This is a genomic window from Cupriavidus sp. GW823-FHT07B10, from assembly GCF_058794355.1.
The window spans coordinates 140,607-158,679 of sequence record NZ_JBXAGS010000006.1; the positions used below are offsets into that span (position 1 = coordinate 140,607).

Below are 18,073 nucleotides of genomic sequence, written 5' to 3' on the forward strand. Positions count from 1 at the left end.
GCTCCTTACCCTTCCAGCCGCGGATTGAGCACGCGGCGCAGGCGGTCGCCCACCAGGTTGATCGAGCCGATCAGCAGCACCAGGGCCACGCCCGGGAAGATGCTGATCCAGTACTTGTTCGACAGCATGTATTCGAAGCCATTGGCGATCAGCATGCCCAGCGACGGCTGCGTGCGCGGCAGCCCGATGCCGAGGAAGCTCATGGTGGCCTCCAGCGTGATCGCATGCGCGATCTGCAGCGTTCCGGTCACCACCAGCGGCGCCATGCAGTTGGGCAGGATATGGCGGAACATCACGCGCAGCGCCGGCAAGCCCTGGCCAAGCGCGGCCTCGACATATTCCTTGCGCCGCTCCACCTGAGCCGCGCCGCGCACGGTGCGGGCAAAGTAGGCCCACTGCACGATCACCAGCGCCAGAAGGGTCTTGTCCACGCCCTGCCCCAGCACCGCCAGCAGGATCAGCGCCACCAGCACCGCGGGCAGGCTCAGCTGCAGGTCGACCACGCGCATGATGGCGGCATCCGCCACCCCGCCGAAGTACGCCGCGGCCAGGCCCACGGCGCTGCCGACCATCAGCGCCACCACCGCGCTGATCACGCCCACGCCCACGCTGATACGGATGCCATAGAAGATGGCGCTGAGCAGGTCGCGCCCGGCGCCGTCGGTGCCCAGCCAGTAATGCGGCCGGCCTTCGTAGCCGACACTGCCCGGCGGCAGTTCGGAGTCGATCACCGACACCGTGGCGAGGTCATAGGGATTCTGCGGGCTGATCACATGGGCCAGCACGGCAACCAGCAGCAGCGCCACCAGCAGTGCCAGCGCGGCGGCGGAGACGCGGTTGGCGCAGAAGCGCCGCAGCAGCGAGGGCCGTGCCGCAGGCGGCGCGGCGGCAGGCGGCGCGGCGGCAGGCGCCGGTTCCGCCGCGGCCGGCGCAAGCGCGGGCACGGCAGTGTCGGCTTCAGATACAGGCAGGGACATCGGTTCAGTCTCGTTCTTTTGGAGGGAGAAAAGCGGCAGCGGAGGCGGGATCTAGGCCGGCTTGTGCCGCAGGCGCGGGTCCAGCACCACGTAGAGCAGGTCGACCAGCAGGTTCAGCACCACGAACAGCACCAGCGTGACCAGCAGGTAGGCCACCACCACCGGACGGTCCAGCGCCAGCACCGAATCGATGATCAGCTTGCCCATGCCAGGCCAGGAGAACACCGACTCGGTCACCACCGAGAACGCGATCAGGTGGCCGAACTCCAGGCCGACCACGGTGACGATCGGGATCAGCACATTGGGAACGACATGACGCAGCACCAGCCGCGCGCCGCCCACGCCCTTGGCGCGGGCAAACCTGATGTACTCCTGACCGGCCACTTCGCGCGTGCCGGCCTCGGTGAGGCGCGCGACCAGCGAGATCTTGAACAGCGACAGCGTCAGCGCCGGCAGCAGCAGGAAGCGCATGCCTTCCCAACTGGTCACCGACAGCGGCACGCCCAGCACCGTGCTGACCGGCCCGCGCCCGCCCGAAGGCAGCCAGCCCAGGTTCACCGAGAACACCAGAATGCAGATCATGCCGATCCAGAAGGTCGGCATGATCACGCCGCCGAGCGAGCACGCCATCAGCATCCGCGCCAGCCGGCTATGCGGCTTGAGGCCCGCAAACACACCCATCGGGATGCCGATGCCCAGCGACAGCAGCAGCGCCGTCACGGCCAGTTCCAGCGTGGCCGGCACGCGGCTGACGATCAGCTCGATCGCCGGCCGGTTATAGATGAAGGAATCGCCCAGGTCGCCGTGCAGGGCGCCCTGCAGGAAGCGCAGGTATTGCTGCGGCATGGGCAGGTCCAGGCCGAGCGCGTGGCGCGCCTCGGTGATTTCCTGCTCGGTGGCGGTGGGGCTGACCAGCAGGTGCACCGGGTCGCCGATCAGGTTGACCGCGCAGAAGGTCAGCACCGACATGATCCACAGCACCGCAAGGCTCTGCAGCAGCCGTTTGAGAAGGGTTTCGAACATGATGATTAAAGGCGGGATAGTCCGTGGCGCGGGTCAGCGTTGCGGGGCGGCGGGCGGCGCCGGGCGGATATTGCTGGCATAGGTGAAGCCGTCGCTGCGCGGCTGCACCGCGAGCCCGTCGCGATAGGCCCACGCGGCGCGCAGGTGATGCAGCGGCACGATGCCCGCGTCGGCGGCCAGCTTCTCGGCCGCGCGCTGCTGCGCCTGGTCGCGCGGCGCCGGCGCCATGGTATGCATCGATTCCTCGATCAGCGCATCCACTGCCGCGTTGGCATAGCCGCTGCGGTTGTTGGCGCCCAGCCCGGCGGCCTTGTCCTGCGCATGCGCCACCGCCACCAGCGGCTCCAGCGAATCGCCGCTGACCGCGCCGATGCCGAGCAGGAAGACGCTGAATTCCGGCTTGCCGCCGTCGCCGCCCGAGGTGGCGCGGGTGATATAGACCGAATACGGCAGCGTGCGCACCTCGGTGCGGATGCCGGCGCGGGTCAGCATCTGCCCCACCGCCTCGCAGGTCTTGGCGTCGTTCAGATAGCGGTCGTTGGGGCAATGCAGCGTCAGGCGGAAGCCCTCGGGATAGCCAGCCTCGGCCAGCAGGCGGCGCACCCGCGCGGCATCGGCACGCGGCGCCGGCACGTTGGGGGCAAAGCCGAAGAAACCCTGCGGCACCATCTGCCCGGCCGGCACGGAATCGCCCCTGGTCACGCGCGCCGCGATCAGGTCGCGGTCGATGGCCAGGCTGATGGCCTGGCGCACCCGGGCATCGCGCAACGGATTGGCCGCCAGCGGCTGGCCGGCGTTGTCCTGCACATAAGGCGACACCGCGCGCGCCTGGTCCAGCTGCAGGTAGTTCAGCATGTACGAGGTCGCCGATACGGTGCGGATGCGGCCGTTGGTGCGCGCAAAGGCTTCGGCGATGCTGGCCGACGAGGCGTCGATCACATCCACCAGCCCCGACAGCAGCGCCGAGGCCCGCGCCGGCTCCTTCGGGATGAACTGGAACACCACCCGCTGCCACGGCTGCGGTCCGCCCCAGTAGCCCGGATTGCGCGCCAGCGTCAGCTGCTGGCCGTGCTCCCAGGCCACCAGCTTGTATGGGCCGGTGCCGATGCTGGCACTGCCATGGGCAAAGTCGGCCTCGCGCACGGCCTTGCCGAGCGAGCGCGGCAGCATCGCCACCATGCCGATGTTCTGCGGCAGCACCGGATTGGGCGAGCGCGTGCGCACGCGCAGCGTCAGCGGCCCCGTCACCTCTACCGCTGCAACCGACTTCAGGTAAGTGCGGAAGGTGCGCGCCCCCGGCAGCTTCATGGCGCGCTCGATCGAATAGCGTGCATCCTCGGCGGTGAATGGCTCACCGTTGCTGAAACGCACGCCCGGGCGCAGCTGGAATTCCCAGTTGCGGTCGTCCAGCTGGCGCCATGCCGTGGCCAGCTGGGGCACCGGGCGCAGCGCATTGTCCAGGCCGACCAGGGTCTCGTACACGTGGCCCCACAGGTTGCGGCCGGCGGCGTCCAGCACATGGGGATCGGCGGCGCTGATCTCGGCCTTGTAGCCGATGCGCAGGTCGGCGGCATGCGCGGCGTGGCCGGCCGCGAGCAGCGCGAAGGCAGCCAGGGCAGCGGCGATACGTGACGCCAGGTGGACAGCAAGGTAAGACATGGGGATCTGGTTCGTTTATCGAAACAATGTTTCATTCAGTGATACCGTGTATCGAAGAATAAGACATCGAAGCCGTTGTCGAAAAGCAGGGTTTACCCCTGTGATTCGCGCGACCAAAGAAAAGCGGCGCCGAAGCGCCGCTTTTGAGATATCGGGAATTTGCGCGGTCCTGCCGCGCCCAGCCGGGTTCAGCCGCCGGTATGCCCGAGCGCGCGTGACAGCGCGGCGGCCTCCGCCACCACCATCGCCACATGCCGGTCCAGCGCCTCCTGCGTGGTCCGGCTGGCCGGGCTGGCAATGCTCAGCGACGCCACTGCCGCGCCGCTGTGATCGCGCAGCGGCGCGGCGGCAGAGACAGCATCGGCATCGCGCTCGCCAAGCGACACCGCATAGCCCGCGGCGCGGATCGCCGCAAGCTCGTCGCGCAGGGACTGCGGCTCGATGATGGTCTTGGCGGTGAAACGTTCCAGCTGGTGCGCCAGCACGGCGTCCAGCACCTCGGGCGCAGCGTAGGCAAGCAGCAGCTTGCCGGAGGCCCCCACATGCAGCGGCCGGCGGTTGCCGATCTCGGTATGCACGCGCACCGATTGGGTCGACTCATGCCGCGCCACACACACCGACTCCAGCCCGTCGCGCACGCGCACGATCACGTTCTCGCCGCAGGCCGCGCCGATCGCCGCCAGCCGCGGCGCCACCAGCTTGACCAGGTCGAACTGCTCGCGCGCGGCATTGCCCACCAGCAGCGCGTTGTAGCTGAGCTTGTAGACCGCTGCCGGCGACTCGCGCGCGATCAGGCCGCGGTGCTCCAGCGTGGTCAGCAGGCGGAACGCGCGCGCCTTGGTCAGCCCGGCCCGCCGCGCCAGTTCGGTCACGCCCAGCGATGGGTGCTCGGCCACCAGCATCAGCAAGCCCAAGGCTTCGTCCACCGCTTCAACGATGTAGGTCATCGATCCTTCTTCGCCATGTTCGTAAATGTCCCATCGCGGATTGTAGCGGTCGCCGCGAGCATTCGGTATGCACTGCGTCACACAGACAGGCGACGCAGAAGCGCCCCGAAGGAAGATGAATCAGGCAGAGTCTCCGGCGAGGGGGCACCACCTGCGAACCCCACTATCTGGAATTTTCGAATGCAAAGCCCGGCTTATGATCGGCAGTACTCGCAGCACCTCATGCACAGATTAGAGATTGACGCAGACAACCTTGTACCTGACCAGAGCCCTGCACCGCTCGCTGCAGCAACAGCCCGACCAAGTCGTCACCATCTTCCGCGGCCGGCACCGCACTTACGCGGGCCGGGCTTGCCGATGACAACGTCTTCGATGACGAACGGGGTCTTGGCCTCGTAGAGGACAGCAGCCTTCATCCTTGTCTCCTTCGCTGCGCCGGGATGCAGCCGTTACAGCTGCACCCGGCTGCGCTTGAGCTGGAACGCCACCGTCACCCGGTCCGCCGGATAGATCGTGTCGGTGATCTCAAGGATCCTGCCCTGCGCGTCCTTGTAATGGCGGATCAGCCGCAGGCCGGCCGAGCCCGGCTCGGCGCCCAACACCGCTGCCAGCCGCGCATCGATCAGCACGCCGTGAATCACCTGCCGGATCTCGGCAATGGCCACGCCGCAATCGCGCTCGATCAGCGCGCTGACCAATAGCCTGGGGTTGTTGCGGATGGTATCCGCCAGGTGCGCCAGCGAGGCGTCGATGTAGATGTCGGCGCGCGCCACCGGCGTGCTGCCCTTGCGCGCATCGACCCGCGTGCCGGAAAAACGCAGCCATTCGCTGCCAATCGGCGCCTCCAGCAGGCGGGCCTCGGCGCGGTCCAGCGTGACGCTGTGCACCGCCTCGATACTGCGGATCTCGGTGGCTGCCACCAGCACCAGGTCTTCGGCGGTGCCGAACGACTGGATGTACGACGCGTCCGGGTTGGCGCTCTCGACGATGGTCCCCACCGCCTTCTTGCGCGAGATATAGCCCCAGTCCTGCAGCAGCTTGAGTGCCGCGCGCACGGTATGGCGGCTGACGCCATGCTGCTCGGCGAGATCATGCTCGGTCGGCAGCAGGCTGCCGACCACGCGGCGGCCCTCGACGATATCCCGGACCAGGGTGCTGGCCAGCTCGGCATAGCGGGTCGAGGCGGTTGCCCCCGGCGCCGCCGGTGCTTCCGCACGCTTGTCGTTCAGTTGGTTGCGCATGGCAATGAGATGTCCCGGGCCGATGCATGAAAAATGGGTCCGCGCATTCTAAGACAAGCGGCAGCGGCACCCGGAGCCGCGCCGCTCAGGCCTCGAAGAAGCGCCGGTCCGCTTCGGCCGGCACCGTCATGCTGGCGCAAGACCTCGTCTCCCGCCGTGACTATGTCCGTACATAGTGGAGGGCGGATCAAGCTATGTCAATGATCGGGATATCCAGGAAATCTTGGCAGAAATTCACCCACCCGATACGGGTGGGCCGGCGCCTTGACTTGCCACCGAACCGCGCTGATCTCTTACTATGTACGTACATAAAGCCGCATGCCGGACGTCGCAGGGATCGACCAAATGAGCGCAACGTGCAAAAACTGACCGACGAACGGCCGGGCGCGTGCGCAATGCGCAGCAGGTGTTCGACGCCATCGAGTCTTTCAGCAGGGTGCGCACCAAGGAAGAGATCGCACAGTGCCTCGGCGGCAGGGTGCCGTTCGGCCCGGAAACCCCTGCAATTCCATGCGTAGCACCATTTGACGCACCAGAGGAGAAAAGATGAGCATCAAGGGCAAGGCCTATATCGTCGGGGCCTATGAGCACCCGACCCGCAAGGCACCGGATAAGTCGGTGGCGCAGCTGCACGCTGAAAGCGCCAAGGGCGCGCTGCAGGACGCTGGCCTGACGCTGGCCGACGTGGACGGCTACTTCTGCGCCGGCGATGCGCCGGGGCTGGGCGCGGTCAACATGGTCGACTATCTCGGTCTCAAGGTGCGCCATGTCGACTCCACCGACACCGGCGGCTCCGCCTACCTGGTCCATGTCTCGCATGCGGCGCAGGCCATCGCGGCCGGCAAGTGCAACGTGGCCCTGATCACGCTGGCGGGGCGCCCGCGCTCGGAAGGCTCCAGCGGCACGCAGGCGCGCAACTGGGGCGCCAACCTGCCCGACGCGCCGTTCGAGAGCCCCTTCAGCCCGGTCACAGTCAACCTGTACGCGATGGCGGCCATGCGCCATATGCACGAGTACGGTACCACTGCCGAGCAGTTCGCCTGGGTCAAGGTGGCCGCGTCGCACCACGCGCAGCACAACCCCCATGCCATGCTGCGCGACGTGGTCACGGTCGAAGACGTGCTGAACTCGCCGATGATTTCCGATCCGCTGCACAAGCTCGACTGCTGCGTGGTATCGGACGGCGGCGGCGCACTGATCGTGGCGCGCCCGGAAATCGCCGCCACGCTGAAACGGCCCAAGGTGAAGATCCGCGGCGCCGGCGAGTACATCAAGGGCCAGCTCGGTGGCGAAGTCGACCTGAGCTGGTCCGGCGCGCGCTTCTCGGGCGCGACGGCATTTTCCGAGGCGGGCGTCACGCCGGCCGACATCAAGTACGCGTCGATCTACGACAGCTTCACCATCACCGTGCTGATGCAGCTGGAAGACCTGGGCTTCTGCAAGAAAGGCGAAGGCGGCAGGTTCGTCGCCGACGGCAACCTGATCTCGGGCGTCGGCAAGCTGCCCTTCAACACCGACGGCGGCGGCCTGTGCAACAACCACCCGGCCAACCGCGGCGGCATCACCAAGGTCATCGAGGCCGTGCGCCAGCTGCGCGGCGAAGCCCACCCGGCGGTGCAGGTCGCCAACTGCGACCTGGCGCTGGCGCAAGGCACCGGCGGCTACCTGGGCTCGCGCCACGGCAGCGCCACCCTGATCCTTGAACGTGAATAATGCGCGGGAGCAATGACATGACGACCCCACATACCCCCTTTGCCTACAAGGCACCGGACGAGCAGCCCGACAACCTTCCCTTCTGGCAGGCCGCGCGCGAAGGGCAATTGCTGGTCAAGGTCTGCGACGACTGCGGCAAGCCTCACTGGTATCCGCGCGTGCTGTGCCCGTTCTGCATGGGCACCACCTCATGGAAGCCAGCCAGCGGCCGCGGCACCATCTACAGCTTCAGCGTGACGCGCCGCGCCGGCCCCAATCCGTTCTGCATCGCCTACGTGAAGCTGGACGAAGGCGTGACCATGATGACCCATATCGTCGACTGCGACCTCGACACGGTGCGGATCGGACAGAAGGTACAGGTGAAGTTCTCGCCCAGCGATGGCGGCGCACCGGTACCGACGTTCACGCTGGCCTGAGGCCGGCTGCTGGATGGGCGATACCGCGCTCTGACGGCAACTGCAACATGACAGTAAAGACAACCATGACCCACAACTATCTGCCCGATGCAGGCGTCACCGCCGTCCCCGCGGGTCCGCTTGCGGTGGACGCCGCAGTGGCGCTCGGCGACGTGCCGCGCGTCTTCCATATGCCGCACACCACCCTGGCGGAGAACCTTGAGATCTCGGCCCGGCGCTTCCCCGACAAGGTCGCGGTCCAGTTCTACCACGGCGCCACCACCTATGCCGAACTGCTGGCGCAGGTGGAGCGCATGGCCGGCTACCTGCAGCAGGCATGCGGCGTGCGCCGCGGCGACCGCGTGGTGCTGCTCAGCCAGAACAGCCCGCAGTTCATCGTGGCCTACCACGCGATCCTGCGCGCCGATGCCGTGGTGGTGCCGGCCAACGCCATGCTGCTGGAAGACGAGCTGCGCCATATCGTCACCGACAGCGGCGCGGTGGCCGCGTTTGCCGCAAGCGAGCTGGTCGGCCAGGTGGCGCCGCTGGTCGGCACCACGCCGCTGCGCCACGTGATCGTGCATCACTATGGCGATGCCCTGCCCGCGCAGCCCGACGACGGACTCTCGATTCCGGACTGGGTGCAGCAGCGCTCGTCCGGCGCGGCGTTGCCGGCCGGCGCGGTCCACTGGCAGCAGGCCATGGCCGCCGGCTCCACGCCATCGCCGCGCTCCGCAGGCCTGGACGACCTGTGCATGCTGCCCTACACCTCGGGCACCACCGGGGCGCCCAAGGCCTGCATGCACACGCACCGCACGGTGATGGTGTCGGTGGCGGGCTCGCAGCTGTGGCGGCGCTCGCACGCCGAATCCACCTTCCTGGCAGTGGCGCCGATGTTCCACCTGCTCGGGCTGCAGAACGGCGTCAACGCGCCGGTCTACATGGGCGGCACCATCGTGCTGCTGCCGCGCTGGGATCGGCGCACCGTGGCGCAGCTGGTGGCGCGCCATCGCGTCACGTTCTGGGCTGCGCCGCCGCCGATGCTGGTGGAGTTCTTCGCGCAGCCAGGTATCGAGTCATTCGACCTGAGCAGCCTGGCCTGCGTGGTCGGGGGCGGCGCGGCGGTGCCCGACAGTACCGCGCGGCTGATGAAGGAGCGCTACGGACTGCAGTTTGTCGAAGGCTACGGCCTGACCGAGACTGCCTCGTTCATCATCGCCAACCCGCTTGCCGCAGCGCGCTCCGGGCACCTGGGCGTGCCGACCTACGGCGTCGATGCGCGCGTCATCGATCCCGCCACGCTGACCGAAGTGCCGCGCGGCGAGGTCGGCGAGATCGTGGTGCACGGCGCGCAGGTGATGCTGGGCTACTGGAACCAGCCCGCGGCCAATGCCGAGAGCTTTATCACGATCGACGGCAAGCGCTTCTTCCGTACCGGCGACCTTGCCAGCGTCGATGCCGACGGCTACTTCGTCATGCGCGACCGCCTCAAGCGCATGGTCAACGCCTCGGGCTACAAGGTGTGGCCGGCCGAGGTGGAAGCGATCCTGCATACCCACCCTGCCATCCTCGAAGCCTGCGTGATCGCCGCGCGCGATCCGCACCGGGGCGAGACCGTGAAGGCGGTGATCGTGCGGCGTGACGGCGCCGGCGTTTCCGAGGAAGAGTTGCTGGCGTGGTGCCGCACCAGCATGGCGACCTACAAGGCGCCGCGCATCGTGCAGTTTGTCGAACGCCTGCCGCGCTCCGCCACCGGCAAGATCGCGTGGCGCGAACTGCAGGAGCAGGAGATGCAGGGAGCTCCGTTGCCGAACCGCAAGGCCTAGTGTCCTGCTCCGCAGACAAAACGGCGCGCCGAGCTTCGTCGAAGTCGCGGGCGTGGTGCAGCCGGCACCGGCGCCGCGATTCCTCGGCACGCCTTCCGAGATCTCCGGCCCCGCGCCGGCGCGCGGCGAGCATGGCGCCGCCGCGCTGCGCGACTGGGGCTTCGATGCCGATGGCGTGGCACAGCTGCAGGCACAGGGCCTGGGACTGATGGCAGAGCGCTAAGGCGCACACGCGCGGCAGGCGCCGCGCCGCACAACTCAATGTCCACCTGGCCGGCATCGTCCGGCCGCGTGTTTTGCTCCGGCCCCGTGCCGGAGCATTCTTTTCATGGCTGCCCCGCTGCGTGGCACCGCCACCTAGGGCAATCCCGCCCAGCCGATATGGGGGGCATGCAAGGTGCCGGGCATCCTATAACTTCCCACATGCAGCCCTTCTTGCTGCGCAGTCTCCTACCCCCCTTCCCGAGGTATCACATCATGCGCATGAAGTCCCTGATCGCGATGGCAGCGATGGCGTGGAGCGCCGCCTGCGGTGCCCAGAGCTACCCGTCGCGTCCCATCACCGTTGTTGTCCCGGGCCCGCCCGGCGGCGCCACCGACACCGTGGCGCGCGCACTGGCCGAGGACATGGGCAAGCGTCTCGGGCAAACCATCATCGTCGACAACAAGCCCGGCGGCGCGGGCGTGATCGCGGTGCAGGCCATCACGCGCAGCGCGCCGGACGGCTACACCATCCTGCTCACCCACTCCTCGCCGCTGATCAACACGCCGCACCTGTACCGCAACGTGCCGTATGACGTGCACCGGGACCTGGCCTTTGTCACCGAACTCTGCATCGCCAAGATCGTGCTGGCCGTGAACCGGGACGTGCCGGTAAAGAACATACAGCAGTTCCTCGACTGGGCCGCGAAGAACAAGGGCAAGGTCAGCTACGGCTCCTATGGCGTCGGCACCTTCCCGCACCTTGTCGGCGCGCACCTGAACCAGGTGCGCGGCCTGGACATGGCGCATGTGGCCTACAAGGGTGAGGCGCCAATGGCGCAGGACATGATCGCCGGCAATATCGCCTGGGCGATCGGCTCGATGAGCACGCTCGGCCCGCATATCAAGAGCGGCCGGCTTACCGCCCTCGCCGTGATGGGCGACAAGCGCATCAAGGAGCTGCCCGACGTACCGACCATGGCCGAGGCCGGGCTGAAGGAGCAGGAACTGCGCTCGCCCGCCTGGCTTGGCCTGTTCGCGCGCTCCGGCACGCCGGCGGCGGTGCTGTCGCGGCTGGAAGCGGAAGCGCGGGCGTCGGTCCAGTCGCCGACCATGCGCGCGCGGCTCGAGGCACTGGCCATGGATCCGGTGGGCAACTCGCCGGCGGAGTTCCGGCGCGAATTCGACGCGACCGAGCCCGTGGTCGCCCAGATGATCAAGGCCAGCGGCGCCACCGCGGAATAAGGCAAGCGCGCAGCCGGGTGGCCAGTGCGGTCAGCCCGGCCGCTGCAACGCGCTGCGCGCCACCAGGATCGCATCGTAGCGGCGCGACACATTGAGCTTGGCGTAGATCTGGCGCAGGTTCCACTTGACGGTGTCGACGCTCAGGTTGAGCACCAGCGCAATGCGCTTGTTCGACATCGACTGCTCAAGCAGCGCGAGGATCTCGCGCTCGCGCCCGCCCCCATCGGCAACCTCGTCCGGATCGGGCGGGGTTGGCTCCAGGAACAGGCCACGCGCGCACCACTGGCCAGCAGATATAAGGCGACGCCTTGTGACCGGGCACCCGGCAAACCCTCCCCCACCTGTTGCTGGTGGCCTGCGGGTGCTGCGCGCGTCTCACCCGGGCCACGCGGACAGCCGGCCAGGCGTGGCTTGGCCGCCGCGCCGCGTCTGCCAGTACAATCGCGACAACGTGCCGCCTGTGCCCGGCATCGCGCTGCCCCACCCGCATTTCCTCCGCATCTCACCTGCACCGTCCTGCCTCGCCCATGCCCCAGACGCCAGCCAATCCGCCAGCCGCTCCCCGTAGCCAGCCCGCCGCGCCAGTCTCGCAGCCGTCCCGGCCGGCGTCGCTGCGCAGCGCGGCGCGCGTGGTCGCGCGCGAGCGCCTGCTGGTGCAGTTGACCGAGGCACGGCGCCGGCGCTGCATCGTGCTGCAGGGCCCGGCCGGCTACGGCAAGACCGCGCTGCTGACCGCGTGGCGGCTGGACCTGCTCGCGCTCGGCTTCGACATGGCCGCGCTGACGCTGGAGCCGGCCGACAACGAGCGCCAGCGCTGGCTCGACCGCCTGCTCGGCTGCCTGTCCGAGGTCAGCCCCGCGCTGACGCGCGAAGCCATGGTCCTGGCCGACCGCGGCACCGACGACGAAGCCGTCGAGCGCGCCATCATCGCGCTGGTGCGCGGCATTGCCGCCCACCCGCGCGACGTGACCCTGGTGCTCGACGACGTGCACCACCTGACGGCGCGCGTGCTGGAGCCGCTGCAGTGGCTGCTCGACTATGCCCCGGCCAATTTCCATGTGGTGCTGGCCTCGCGCGTGGCGCTGCCGCTGTCGCTCGGGCGCCTGCGCGACCAGGGCATGCTGCTGGAGCTGGACCAGCGCGACCTGCGCTTCACGCTGGCTGAATCGCAGCATTTCCTGCGCGCCCAGCTGGGCGACATCAGCCCGCGCGATGCGCGCATGCTGCACGAGCTGACCGACGGCTGGGTGGCCGGCCTGCAGCTCTTTGCCGCGCACTGGAAGCGCAAGAAGGCCAACGCCAGCGGCCTCACCTTTGCCACCGGCTTCGTGCAGGCCAGCGTGCAGGATGCCGGCGCCTTCGCAGAATATTTCGAACGCGAGGTGCTGTCGCGCCTGGCGCCGGACGAAGCCGAGCTGCTGGTGCGCGCCGCCGCGTGCGAACGCTTTACCGCGTCGCTGTGCGAGGCCCTGGGCGAGCAGGCGCTGGGCGAAGGCGAGATCCTGGCGCTGCTGGCGCGGCTGGAACAGGAGAACCTCTTCATCACCCCGGCGCAGGGCCCCGAGCGCGAATCCTGGTACCGGCTGCATCCGCTGCTGCGCGAAACCCTGGCCCAGCGCTTCCGCTCGCGCAGCGAGGCCCAGCAGCGCGCCGTGCACGCGGCGGCCTGGCGCTGGTTCCGCGACCATCGCATGCTGGAAGAGGCCGTGCGCCATGCGGTGCTGGCCGGCGACGCCGACACCGCCGCCGACCTGGTGCAGCGCTATGCCGACACCCTGATCATGCGCGGCGAGGTGCGCAAGGCGCTCGGGCTGCTGCGCGCCATCCCCGCCTACCAGGTGCAGGCGCGCCCCGAACTGCGCCTGCTGGCGCTGCGCACGCAGATGTTCTCGCGCGAGCTGGACGCGTGCGCCGCGGCCGCGGACCGGCTCGAGGCCGACATCCCGCCGGGCGACGCCTCGCTGCGCTACCGGCTCGCGCTGCTGCGCTTTTCCCTGGTGCTGCTGCAAGACGACAGCCAGGGCGCGCTGGCGCTGCTGCCGCAGATCGAGAACGTGCCCGCCGACATGCCGGCGCTGTTTATCGGCTCGCGCAACAACCTGCTGTCGTGGCTCTACATGCACCTGGGCGACTACGAGCGCGCCCGCCGCATCCAGACCGAGGCAGCGCCGCTGGTGATCGACGGCGTGCCGCTGCTGGGCACCGCCAGCGGCATGCTCAACGGGCGCTGCATGATCGGCTTCAGCCATGCGCTGGAAGGCAACATGATCCAGGCCGAGCGCGTCGCCCGCGACGTGCTGCGCGAAGTCGAGCAAGCGGGCCACGGCGGCGCCGAGCCGGAGTACTTTGCCGCGGCCCTGCTGGGCGAGGCGCTGTACGAGCAGAACGACCTGGAGGCTGCACGCCGGCTGCTGGAGGACCGCGTCGACGTGCTCGAGCGGGTCTCGATCCCGGACTCGGTGCTGCGGGTGCACACCGTGCTGGCAGCCGCGCACTGGATCTGTGGCCACCGGCTCGATGCCTTCGTGCAACTGGAGCGGCTGGAAGACTACGGCACCCAACTGCGCCTGGACCGGCTGGTCGCGCAGAGCCTGGCCAACCAGATCCGGCTGCACCTGGCCAGCGGCGACATTGCCGCCGCCGAGGCCGCGCTGGCGCGCCTGGATGCCATTGCCGCACGCCATCGCAACGCGCCGCGCGGCTCGCTGGACGCCATCCACATGGTGACCGAGCGCGCCCACCTGCTGTTCAGCCTGGCGCATGACGACATGCGCGGGGCCGAGGCCCGCACCGCAGCGCTGATCGCGTACTGCGAGGCGCGCGGCTGGCAACGCCACGTGGCGCAGATGCACATGCTGGCGGCCGTGGTGGCATCGCGCCGCGGCGACGCCGAGGCGGCACGCACGCATGTGCTGGAAGGCTTGCGCCGCGGCCACCGGCTCGGGCTGATGCGCAGCGTGATCGATGCCTGCCCCGGCGCGCTCGGCCAGATCGTGCGCGTGGCCGCGGACACCACGCTGGACCCGGTGCTGGCCTTCTATGTCGAACGCCTGCAGGCCACCGTGCCGCCGCGCGCCGCGCAAGCCGGCGCAGCGGGCGGCGCGGCCGCGGCTGCCGCGCCCGCCGGCAACCCGGCCCGGGCCGACGCGCGCCTCGAGGAACTGAGCGACCGCGAAGCCGATGTCGTGCGCCTGCTCGGCCAGGCCCTGCCCAACAAGAAGATTGCGCGCACCCTGGGCCTGTCGCCGGAGACGGTGAAATGGCACTTGCGCAACATCTTCCGCAAGCTGGGCGTGAGCAGCCGCGACGAGGCCGTGGCCCGCGCCCGCGACCGCGAGCTGGACCAGGCGCCGCCTGACGCGCCGCACTGACGGCGCAACCGCCCCCTCTCCCTCCCCCTTCCCCAACGCCGCGCAACCCATGCGCGGCCGCCCCTTTGCTGTCTCCGGCCACCTGACGCGGGTGGTGTTCGCGGCCCCCTCCTCCCCGGTACCTTAGCGCCATACCAACGGCCGCATTGCTGGGCTGAGGCAACCTTCCGCAGACCGACATCCGGAGTACTCAATGGAAATCAACCGCAGCATCTATCGTGACGACCACGAGATGTTCCGCACCACCGTGCGCCGCTTCCTCGAACGCGAATGCCTGCCCAGGCAAGCCGAATGGGACAAGGCCGGCAAGGTCGACCGAGAGACCTGGCTCAAGGCCGGCCGCGAAGGCCTGCTGTGCGTGACGCTGCCGACCGAGTACGGCGGCGGCGGCGGCGACTTCGGCCACTCCGCCATCTATGCCGAAGAGTATGCCCGCGCCGGCCTGAGCGGGGTCGGCTTCGGCGTGCACTCCGACATCATCGCGCCGTATATCGCCCGCATCGGCAACGAGGAACAGAAGCAGCGCTGGCTTCCCAAGGTCTGCTCCGGCGAATACATCCTCGCCATCGGCATGACCGAGCCCGGCACCGGCAGCGACCTCAAGGCGATCCGCACCACTGCCACCCGCGATGGCGACGAGTACGTGATCAACGGCAGCAAGACCTTCATCAGCAACGGCCTGAACGCCGACCTGATCATCATGGTCTGCAAGACCGACCCGACCGCCGGCGCGCGCGGCGTCAGCCTGATCGTGGTCGAAGCCGAGCGCGAGGGCTTCCGCCGCGGCCGCAAGCTGGACAAGGTCGGCCAGCACGCGCAGGACACCGCCGAGCTGTTCTTCGACAACGTGCGCGTGCCGGTGGCCAACCTGCTGGGCGAGGAAGGCAAGGGCTTTGCCTACCTGATGGCCGAACTGCCGCAGGAGCGCCTGTCGATCGCGGTCAGCGCCGCCGCCAAGCTGGAGGTCTGCCTGGAACACACGCTGGCCTACGTCAAGGACCGCAAGGCCTTCAGCCAGACCGTCTGGGACTTCCAGAACACCAAGTTCAAGCTGGCCGACATCAAGACGCAGGCGATCTCGGTGCGGCTGCTGGTCGACCACTACCTCGGCGAGCACATCCGCCGCCGCCTGACGCTGGAAGAAGCGGCCATCGCCAAGCTTCATGCGACCGAAGTGCTGGGCACCGCGCTGGACCAGATGGTGCAGCTGCACGGCGGCTACGGCTACATGATGGAGTACCCGGTGGCGCGCGCCTTTGCCGACATGCGCGTGACCCGCATCTACGGCGGCACCAGCGAAGTGATGCGCGATCTGATCGCGCGCAAGCTGTAAGCACTGACCCCAAGACAAACAATCATCGGAGCACACCTATGACTCGCAAGGTTTTCGTCGCCGGCGCCGGCATGATCCCGTTCAAGAAGCCGGGCAGCAGCGACACCTATGACGTGATGGGCGCAACCGCCGTGCGCCAGGCGCTGGAAGACGCCGGCCTTGGCTATGAGGACGTACAGCAGGCCTACGCCGGCTACGTGTATGGCGACTCGACCTGCGGCCAGAAGGCGCTGTACCAGGTCGGCATGACCGGCATCCCCGTCATCAACGTGAACAACAACTGCGCCACCGGCTCGTCGGCGCTGTTCCTGGCGCGCCAGGCGGTGCAGAGCGGCGCGGTGGACTGCGCGCTCGCGGTCGGCTTCGAGTTCATGCAGCCCGGCGCGCTGAAGTCGCGCTGGGACGACCGCGCCCCGGCGCTTGAGCGCGCCATCGGCCTGGTGGACGAACTGGTCGACCGCAAGGACCTGCCCAATGCCATCCGCCAGTTCTCCGGCGCCGGCAAGGCCCATATGGAAAAGTACGGCACCAGGCTGGAAACCTTCGCCAGGATCCGCGCCAAGGCCAGCCGCCACGCCGCCAACAACCCGCTGGCCGTATTCCGCAACGTGCTGACCACCGAGGACGTGCTGGCCGCGCCGGCGCTGTGGGAAGGCGTGCTCACGCGCCTGATGGCCTGCCCGCCAACCTGCGGCGCCGCTGCCGCCATCGTGGTGTCGGAGGAATTCGCGCGCAGGAAGGGCCTGAAGACCGACGTGCTGATCGCCGGCCAGTCGCTGACCACCGACCGCCCCAGCACCTACGACGCACGCGACATGATCCGCGTGGTCGGCTTCGGCATGACGCGCGAAGGCTCGCAGCAGGTGTATGAGCAGGCCGGCGTCGGCCCGCAGGACCTCGACGTGATCGAGCTGCACGACTGCTTCGCGCAGAACGAGCTGCTGACCTATGAAGGCCTCGGCCTGTGCCCGGAAGGCGGCGCCGAGAAGCTGGTCAACGACGGCGACAACACCTACGGCGGCAAGTGGGTGGTCAACCCGTCAGGCGGCCTGCTGTCCAAGGGCCATCCGCTGGGCGCCACCGGCCTGGCGCAATGCTACGAGATGGTCCAGCAGCTGCGCGGCACCGCCGACCAGCGCCAGGTGGAAGGCGCACGCCTGGCCCTGACGCACAACCTCGGCCTGGGCGGCGCCTGCGTGGTCACGCTGTACCAGAAGCACGCCTGAGCACACTGACACAGGAGTCCATCCATGATCGACAAGAAACACATCGGCAAGGTGGTGGCGGATTTCCGCGCCTGCGCACCGGCCAGCCAGCTGCGCTTCTTCGCCAAGGCCACCGGCCAGACCGATCCGGTCTATCTCGACGAAGCCGCCGCGCGCGACGCCGGCCACCCGGGCCTGCCGTTGCCGCCGACCTTCCTCTTTTCGCTGGAACTGGCCGGGCCGGCGACCGGCTGGCGAGATGAGCTGGGCATCCGCATCGACCGCATCCTGCACGGCGAGCAATCCTTTGCCTACCACCGCATGGCCTACGCCGGCGACACCCTGCACTTCAAGTCCACCATCGCCGACATCTACGACAAGAAGGGCGGCGCGCTGGAATTCGTAGTGCGCGAGACGCGCGTGACCAACCAGGATGGCGAGCACGTGGCAGACCTGCGCAGCGTGCTGGTGCATCGCACTTGAACCGGAGAACCCGCATGAGCAAACTAGGCTTCGACCAGGTCAAGGTAGGCGACACCCTGCCGCCGCTGACGCTGGAGCCGGTCAACCGCACCACGCTGGCGCTGTTCGCCGGCGCGTCGAACGACCACAACCCGATCCACATCGACATCGATTTCGCACGCAAGGCCGGCAACCCCGACGTGTTTGCCCACGGCATGCTGGCGATGGCCTGGCTGGGCCGCTTGCTGACGCAGTGGGTGGACCAGCGCCAGCTGCGCCAGTTCGGCGTGCGCTTTGTCGGCATCACCCACCTGGGCCATCGCATCACCTGCACCGGCCGCGTGGTGGAGAAGCTGGAAGTCGACGGCGAGAAGCGCGTCAGGCTGGAAATCCAGACCGCCAACCAGTATGGCGAAAGCAAGATCCTCGGCGACGCCGTCGTTGCCCTGTAAATCCAATCAAGCACAAGGAGTCT

At 68.5% G+C, this 18,073-nt stretch carries 15 protein-coding genes and 1 pseudogene; 10 read left to right on the top strand and 6 right to left on the bottom strand.

Features of this window, described 5'->3' with window-relative positions; translation table 11 throughout:
• Positions 1 to 5 precede the first annotated feature (5 nt).
• The 5 genes from AC1Q6V_RS15160 to AC1Q6V_RS15180 all read right to left on the bottom strand — a co-directional run bounded on the left by AC1Q6V_RS15160 (position 6) and on the right by AC1Q6V_RS15180 (position 5,847).
• Positions 6 to 977, bottom strand: coding sequence for an ABC transporter permease (locus AC1Q6V_RS15160; RefSeq protein WP_058696873.1), 972 nt, complete (start codon positions 975 to 977; stop codon positions 6 to 8).
• 51 nt (positions 978 to 1,028) lie between these two features.
• Positions 1,029 to 2,000 carry an ABC transporter permease gene (locus AC1Q6V_RS15165; protein WP_058696874.1) on the bottom strand — a complete coding sequence of 324 codons (972 nt, stop codon included), beginning with the start codon at positions 1,998 to 2,000 and terminating at the stop codon, positions 1,029 to 1,031.
• A 33-nt stretch (positions 2,001 to 2,033) separates the two neighbouring features.
• Positions 2,034 to 3,659, bottom strand: a complete 1,626-nt coding sequence (locus AC1Q6V_RS15170) for an ABC transporter substrate-binding protein (RefSeq protein WP_058696875.1) — start codon at positions 3,657 to 3,659, stop codon at positions 2,034 to 2,036.
• A 188-nt stretch (positions 3,660 to 3,847) separates the two neighbouring features.
• Complete coding sequence (locus tag AC1Q6V_RS15175; RefSeq protein WP_010813142.1) at positions 3,848 to 4,606, bottom strand: IclR family transcriptional regulator; 759 nt, start codon at positions 4,604 to 4,606, stop codon at positions 3,848 to 3,850.
• A gap of 449 nt (positions 4,607 to 5,055) precedes the next feature.
• On the bottom strand, positions 5,056 to 5,847 hold the full coding sequence (locus tag AC1Q6V_RS15180) for a GntR family transcriptional regulator (RefSeq protein WP_439668703.1): 792 nt from the start codon (positions 5,845 to 5,847) through the stop codon (positions 5,056 to 5,058).
• Between the two features lie 546 nt (positions 5,848 to 6,393).
• On the opposite strand from AC1Q6V_RS15180, the gene AC1Q6V_RS15185 reads away from it, so the two are divergent.
• From AC1Q6V_RS15185 to AC1Q6V_RS15205, 5 genes and pseudogenes are all read left to right on the top strand, one after another.
• Positions 6,394 to 7,560 carry a thiolase family protein gene (locus AC1Q6V_RS15185; RefSeq protein WP_010813145.1) on the top strand — a complete coding sequence of 389 codons (1,167 nt, stop codon included), beginning with the start codon at positions 6,394 to 6,396 and terminating at the stop codon, positions 7,558 to 7,560.
• A 17-nt stretch (positions 7,561 to 7,577) separates the two neighbouring features.
• Positions 7,578 to 7,976: a Zn-ribbon domain-containing OB-fold protein gene (locus tag AC1Q6V_RS15190; protein ID WP_010813146.1), complete on the top strand. Its 399-nt coding sequence runs from the start codon at positions 7,578 to 7,580 to the stop codon at positions 7,974 to 7,976.
• A gap of 65 nt (positions 7,977 to 8,041) precedes the next feature.
• Positions 8,042 to 9,781, top strand: a complete 1,740-nt coding sequence (locus AC1Q6V_RS15195) for a long-chain fatty acid--CoA ligase (protein WP_454751093.1) — start codon at positions 8,042 to 8,044, stop codon at positions 9,779 to 9,781.
• Between the two features lie 31 nt (positions 9,782 to 9,812).
• Positions 9,813 to 10,004: pseudogene (locus AC1Q6V_RS15200) on the top strand (CoA transferase); the annotation flags it as partial.
• 254 nt (positions 10,005 to 10,258) lie between these two features.
• Positions 10,259 to 11,227: a Bug family tripartite tricarboxylate transporter substrate binding protein gene (locus tag AC1Q6V_RS15205; RefSeq protein WP_454751085.1), complete on the top strand. Its 969-nt coding sequence runs from the start codon at positions 10,259 to 10,261 to the stop codon at positions 11,225 to 11,227.
• A gap of 30 nt (positions 11,228 to 11,257) precedes the next feature.
• On the opposite strand, the gene AC1Q6V_RS15210 is transcribed toward AC1Q6V_RS15205, so the two are convergent.
• On the bottom strand, positions 11,258 to 11,524 hold the full coding sequence (locus tag AC1Q6V_RS15210; RefSeq protein ID WP_371258352.1) for a helix-turn-helix domain-containing protein: 267 nt from the start codon (positions 11,522 to 11,524) through the stop codon (positions 11,258 to 11,260).
• Positions 11,525 to 11,754: 230 nt separating this feature from the next.
• Between AC1Q6V_RS15210 and AC1Q6V_RS15215 the strand changes: the two genes are divergently transcribed.
• The 5 genes from AC1Q6V_RS15215 (at position 11,755) to AC1Q6V_RS15235 (ending at position 18,050) form a co-directional block, all read left to right on the top strand.
• A complete protein-coding gene (locus tag AC1Q6V_RS15215) occupies positions 11,755 to 14,598 on the top strand; it encodes a winged helix-turn-helix domain-containing protein (RefSeq protein WP_492294416.1) in 2,844 nt (947 codons plus the stop codon).
• 193 nt (positions 14,599 to 14,791) lie between these two features.
• Positions 14,792 to 15,931 (top strand): acyl-CoA dehydrogenase family protein, encoded by a 1,140-nt coding sequence (locus AC1Q6V_RS15220; protein WP_010808908.1) that lies wholly within the window; start codon positions 14,792 to 14,794, stop codon positions 15,929 to 15,931.
• Between the two features lie 38 nt (positions 15,932 to 15,969).
• The gene (locus AC1Q6V_RS15225) at positions 15,970 to 17,157 is read left to right on the top strand and encodes a lipid-transfer protein (protein ID WP_010808909.1); all 1,188 of its coding nucleotides are present in this window, start codon (positions 15,970 to 15,972) and stop codon (positions 17,155 to 17,157) included.
• Positions 17,158 to 17,181: 24 nt separating this feature from the next.
• The gene (locus AC1Q6V_RS15230) at positions 17,182 to 17,619 is read left to right on the top strand and encodes a MaoC family dehydratase N-terminal domain-containing protein (protein ID WP_010808910.1); all 438 of its coding nucleotides are present in this window, start codon (positions 17,182 to 17,184) and stop codon (positions 17,617 to 17,619) included.
• 14 nt (positions 17,620 to 17,633) lie between these two features.
• Positions 17,634 to 18,050 carry a MaoC family dehydratase gene (locus tag AC1Q6V_RS15235; protein WP_010808911.1) on the top strand — a complete coding sequence of 139 codons (417 nt, stop codon included), beginning with the start codon at positions 17,634 to 17,636 and terminating at the stop codon, positions 18,048 to 18,050.
• Positions 18,051 to 18,073 lie beyond the last annotated feature (23 nt).

Bases quoted from the DNA above. Each gene is read 5' to 3' on its own strand.
- AC1Q6V_RS15170 (WP_058696875.1), bottom strand. From the start codon at position 3,659: ATGTCTTACCTTGCTGTCCACCTGGCGTCACGTATCGCCGCTGCCCTG.
- AC1Q6V_RS15175 (WP_010813142.1), bottom strand. From the start codon at position 4,606: ATGACCTACATCGTTGAAGCGGTGGACGAAGCCTTGGGCTTGCTGATG.
- AC1Q6V_RS15215 (WP_492294416.1), top strand. From the start codon at position 11,755: ATGCCCCAGACGCCAGCCAATCCGCCAGCCGCTCCCCGTAGCCAGCCC.
- AC1Q6V_RS15235 (WP_010808911.1), top strand. From the start codon at position 17,634: ATGAGCAAACTAGGCTTCGACCAGGTCAAGGTAGGCGACACCCTGCCG.
- AC1Q6V_RS15225 (WP_010808909.1), top strand. From the start codon at position 15,970: ATGACTCGCAAGGTTTTCGTCGCCGGCGCCGGCATGATCCCGTTCAAG.
- AC1Q6V_RS15220 (WP_010808908.1), top strand. From the start codon at position 14,792: ATGGAAATCAACCGCAGCATCTATCGTGACGACCACGAGATGTTCCGC.
- AC1Q6V_RS15205 (WP_454751085.1), top strand. From the start codon at position 10,259: ATGCGCATGAAGTCCCTGATCGCGATGGCAGCGATGGCGTGGAGCGCC.
- AC1Q6V_RS15230 (WP_010808910.1), top strand. From the start codon at position 17,182: ATGATCGACAAGAAACACATCGGCAAGGTGGTGGCGGATTTCCGCGCC.
- AC1Q6V_RS15165 (WP_058696874.1), bottom strand. From the start codon at position 2,000: ATGTTCGAAACCCTTCTCAAACGGCTGCTGCAGAGCCTTGCGGTGCTG.
- AC1Q6V_RS15195 (WP_454751093.1), top strand. From the start codon at position 8,042: ATGACCCACAACTATCTGCCCGATGCAGGCGTCACCGCCGTCCCCGCG.
- AC1Q6V_RS15185 (WP_010813145.1), top strand. From the start codon at position 6,394: ATGAGCATCAAGGGCAAGGCCTATATCGTCGGGGCCTATGAGCACCCG.
- AC1Q6V_RS15190 (WP_010813146.1), top strand. From the start codon at position 7,578: ATGACGACCCCACATACCCCCTTTGCCTACAAGGCACCGGACGAGCAG.
- AC1Q6V_RS15160 (WP_058696873.1), bottom strand. From the start codon at position 977: ATGTCCCTGCCTGTATCTGAAGCCGACACTGCCGTGCCCGCGCTTGCG.
- AC1Q6V_RS15180 (WP_439668703.1), bottom strand. From the start codon at position 5,847: ATGCGCAACCAACTGAACGACAAGCGTGCGGAAGCACCGGCGGCGCCG.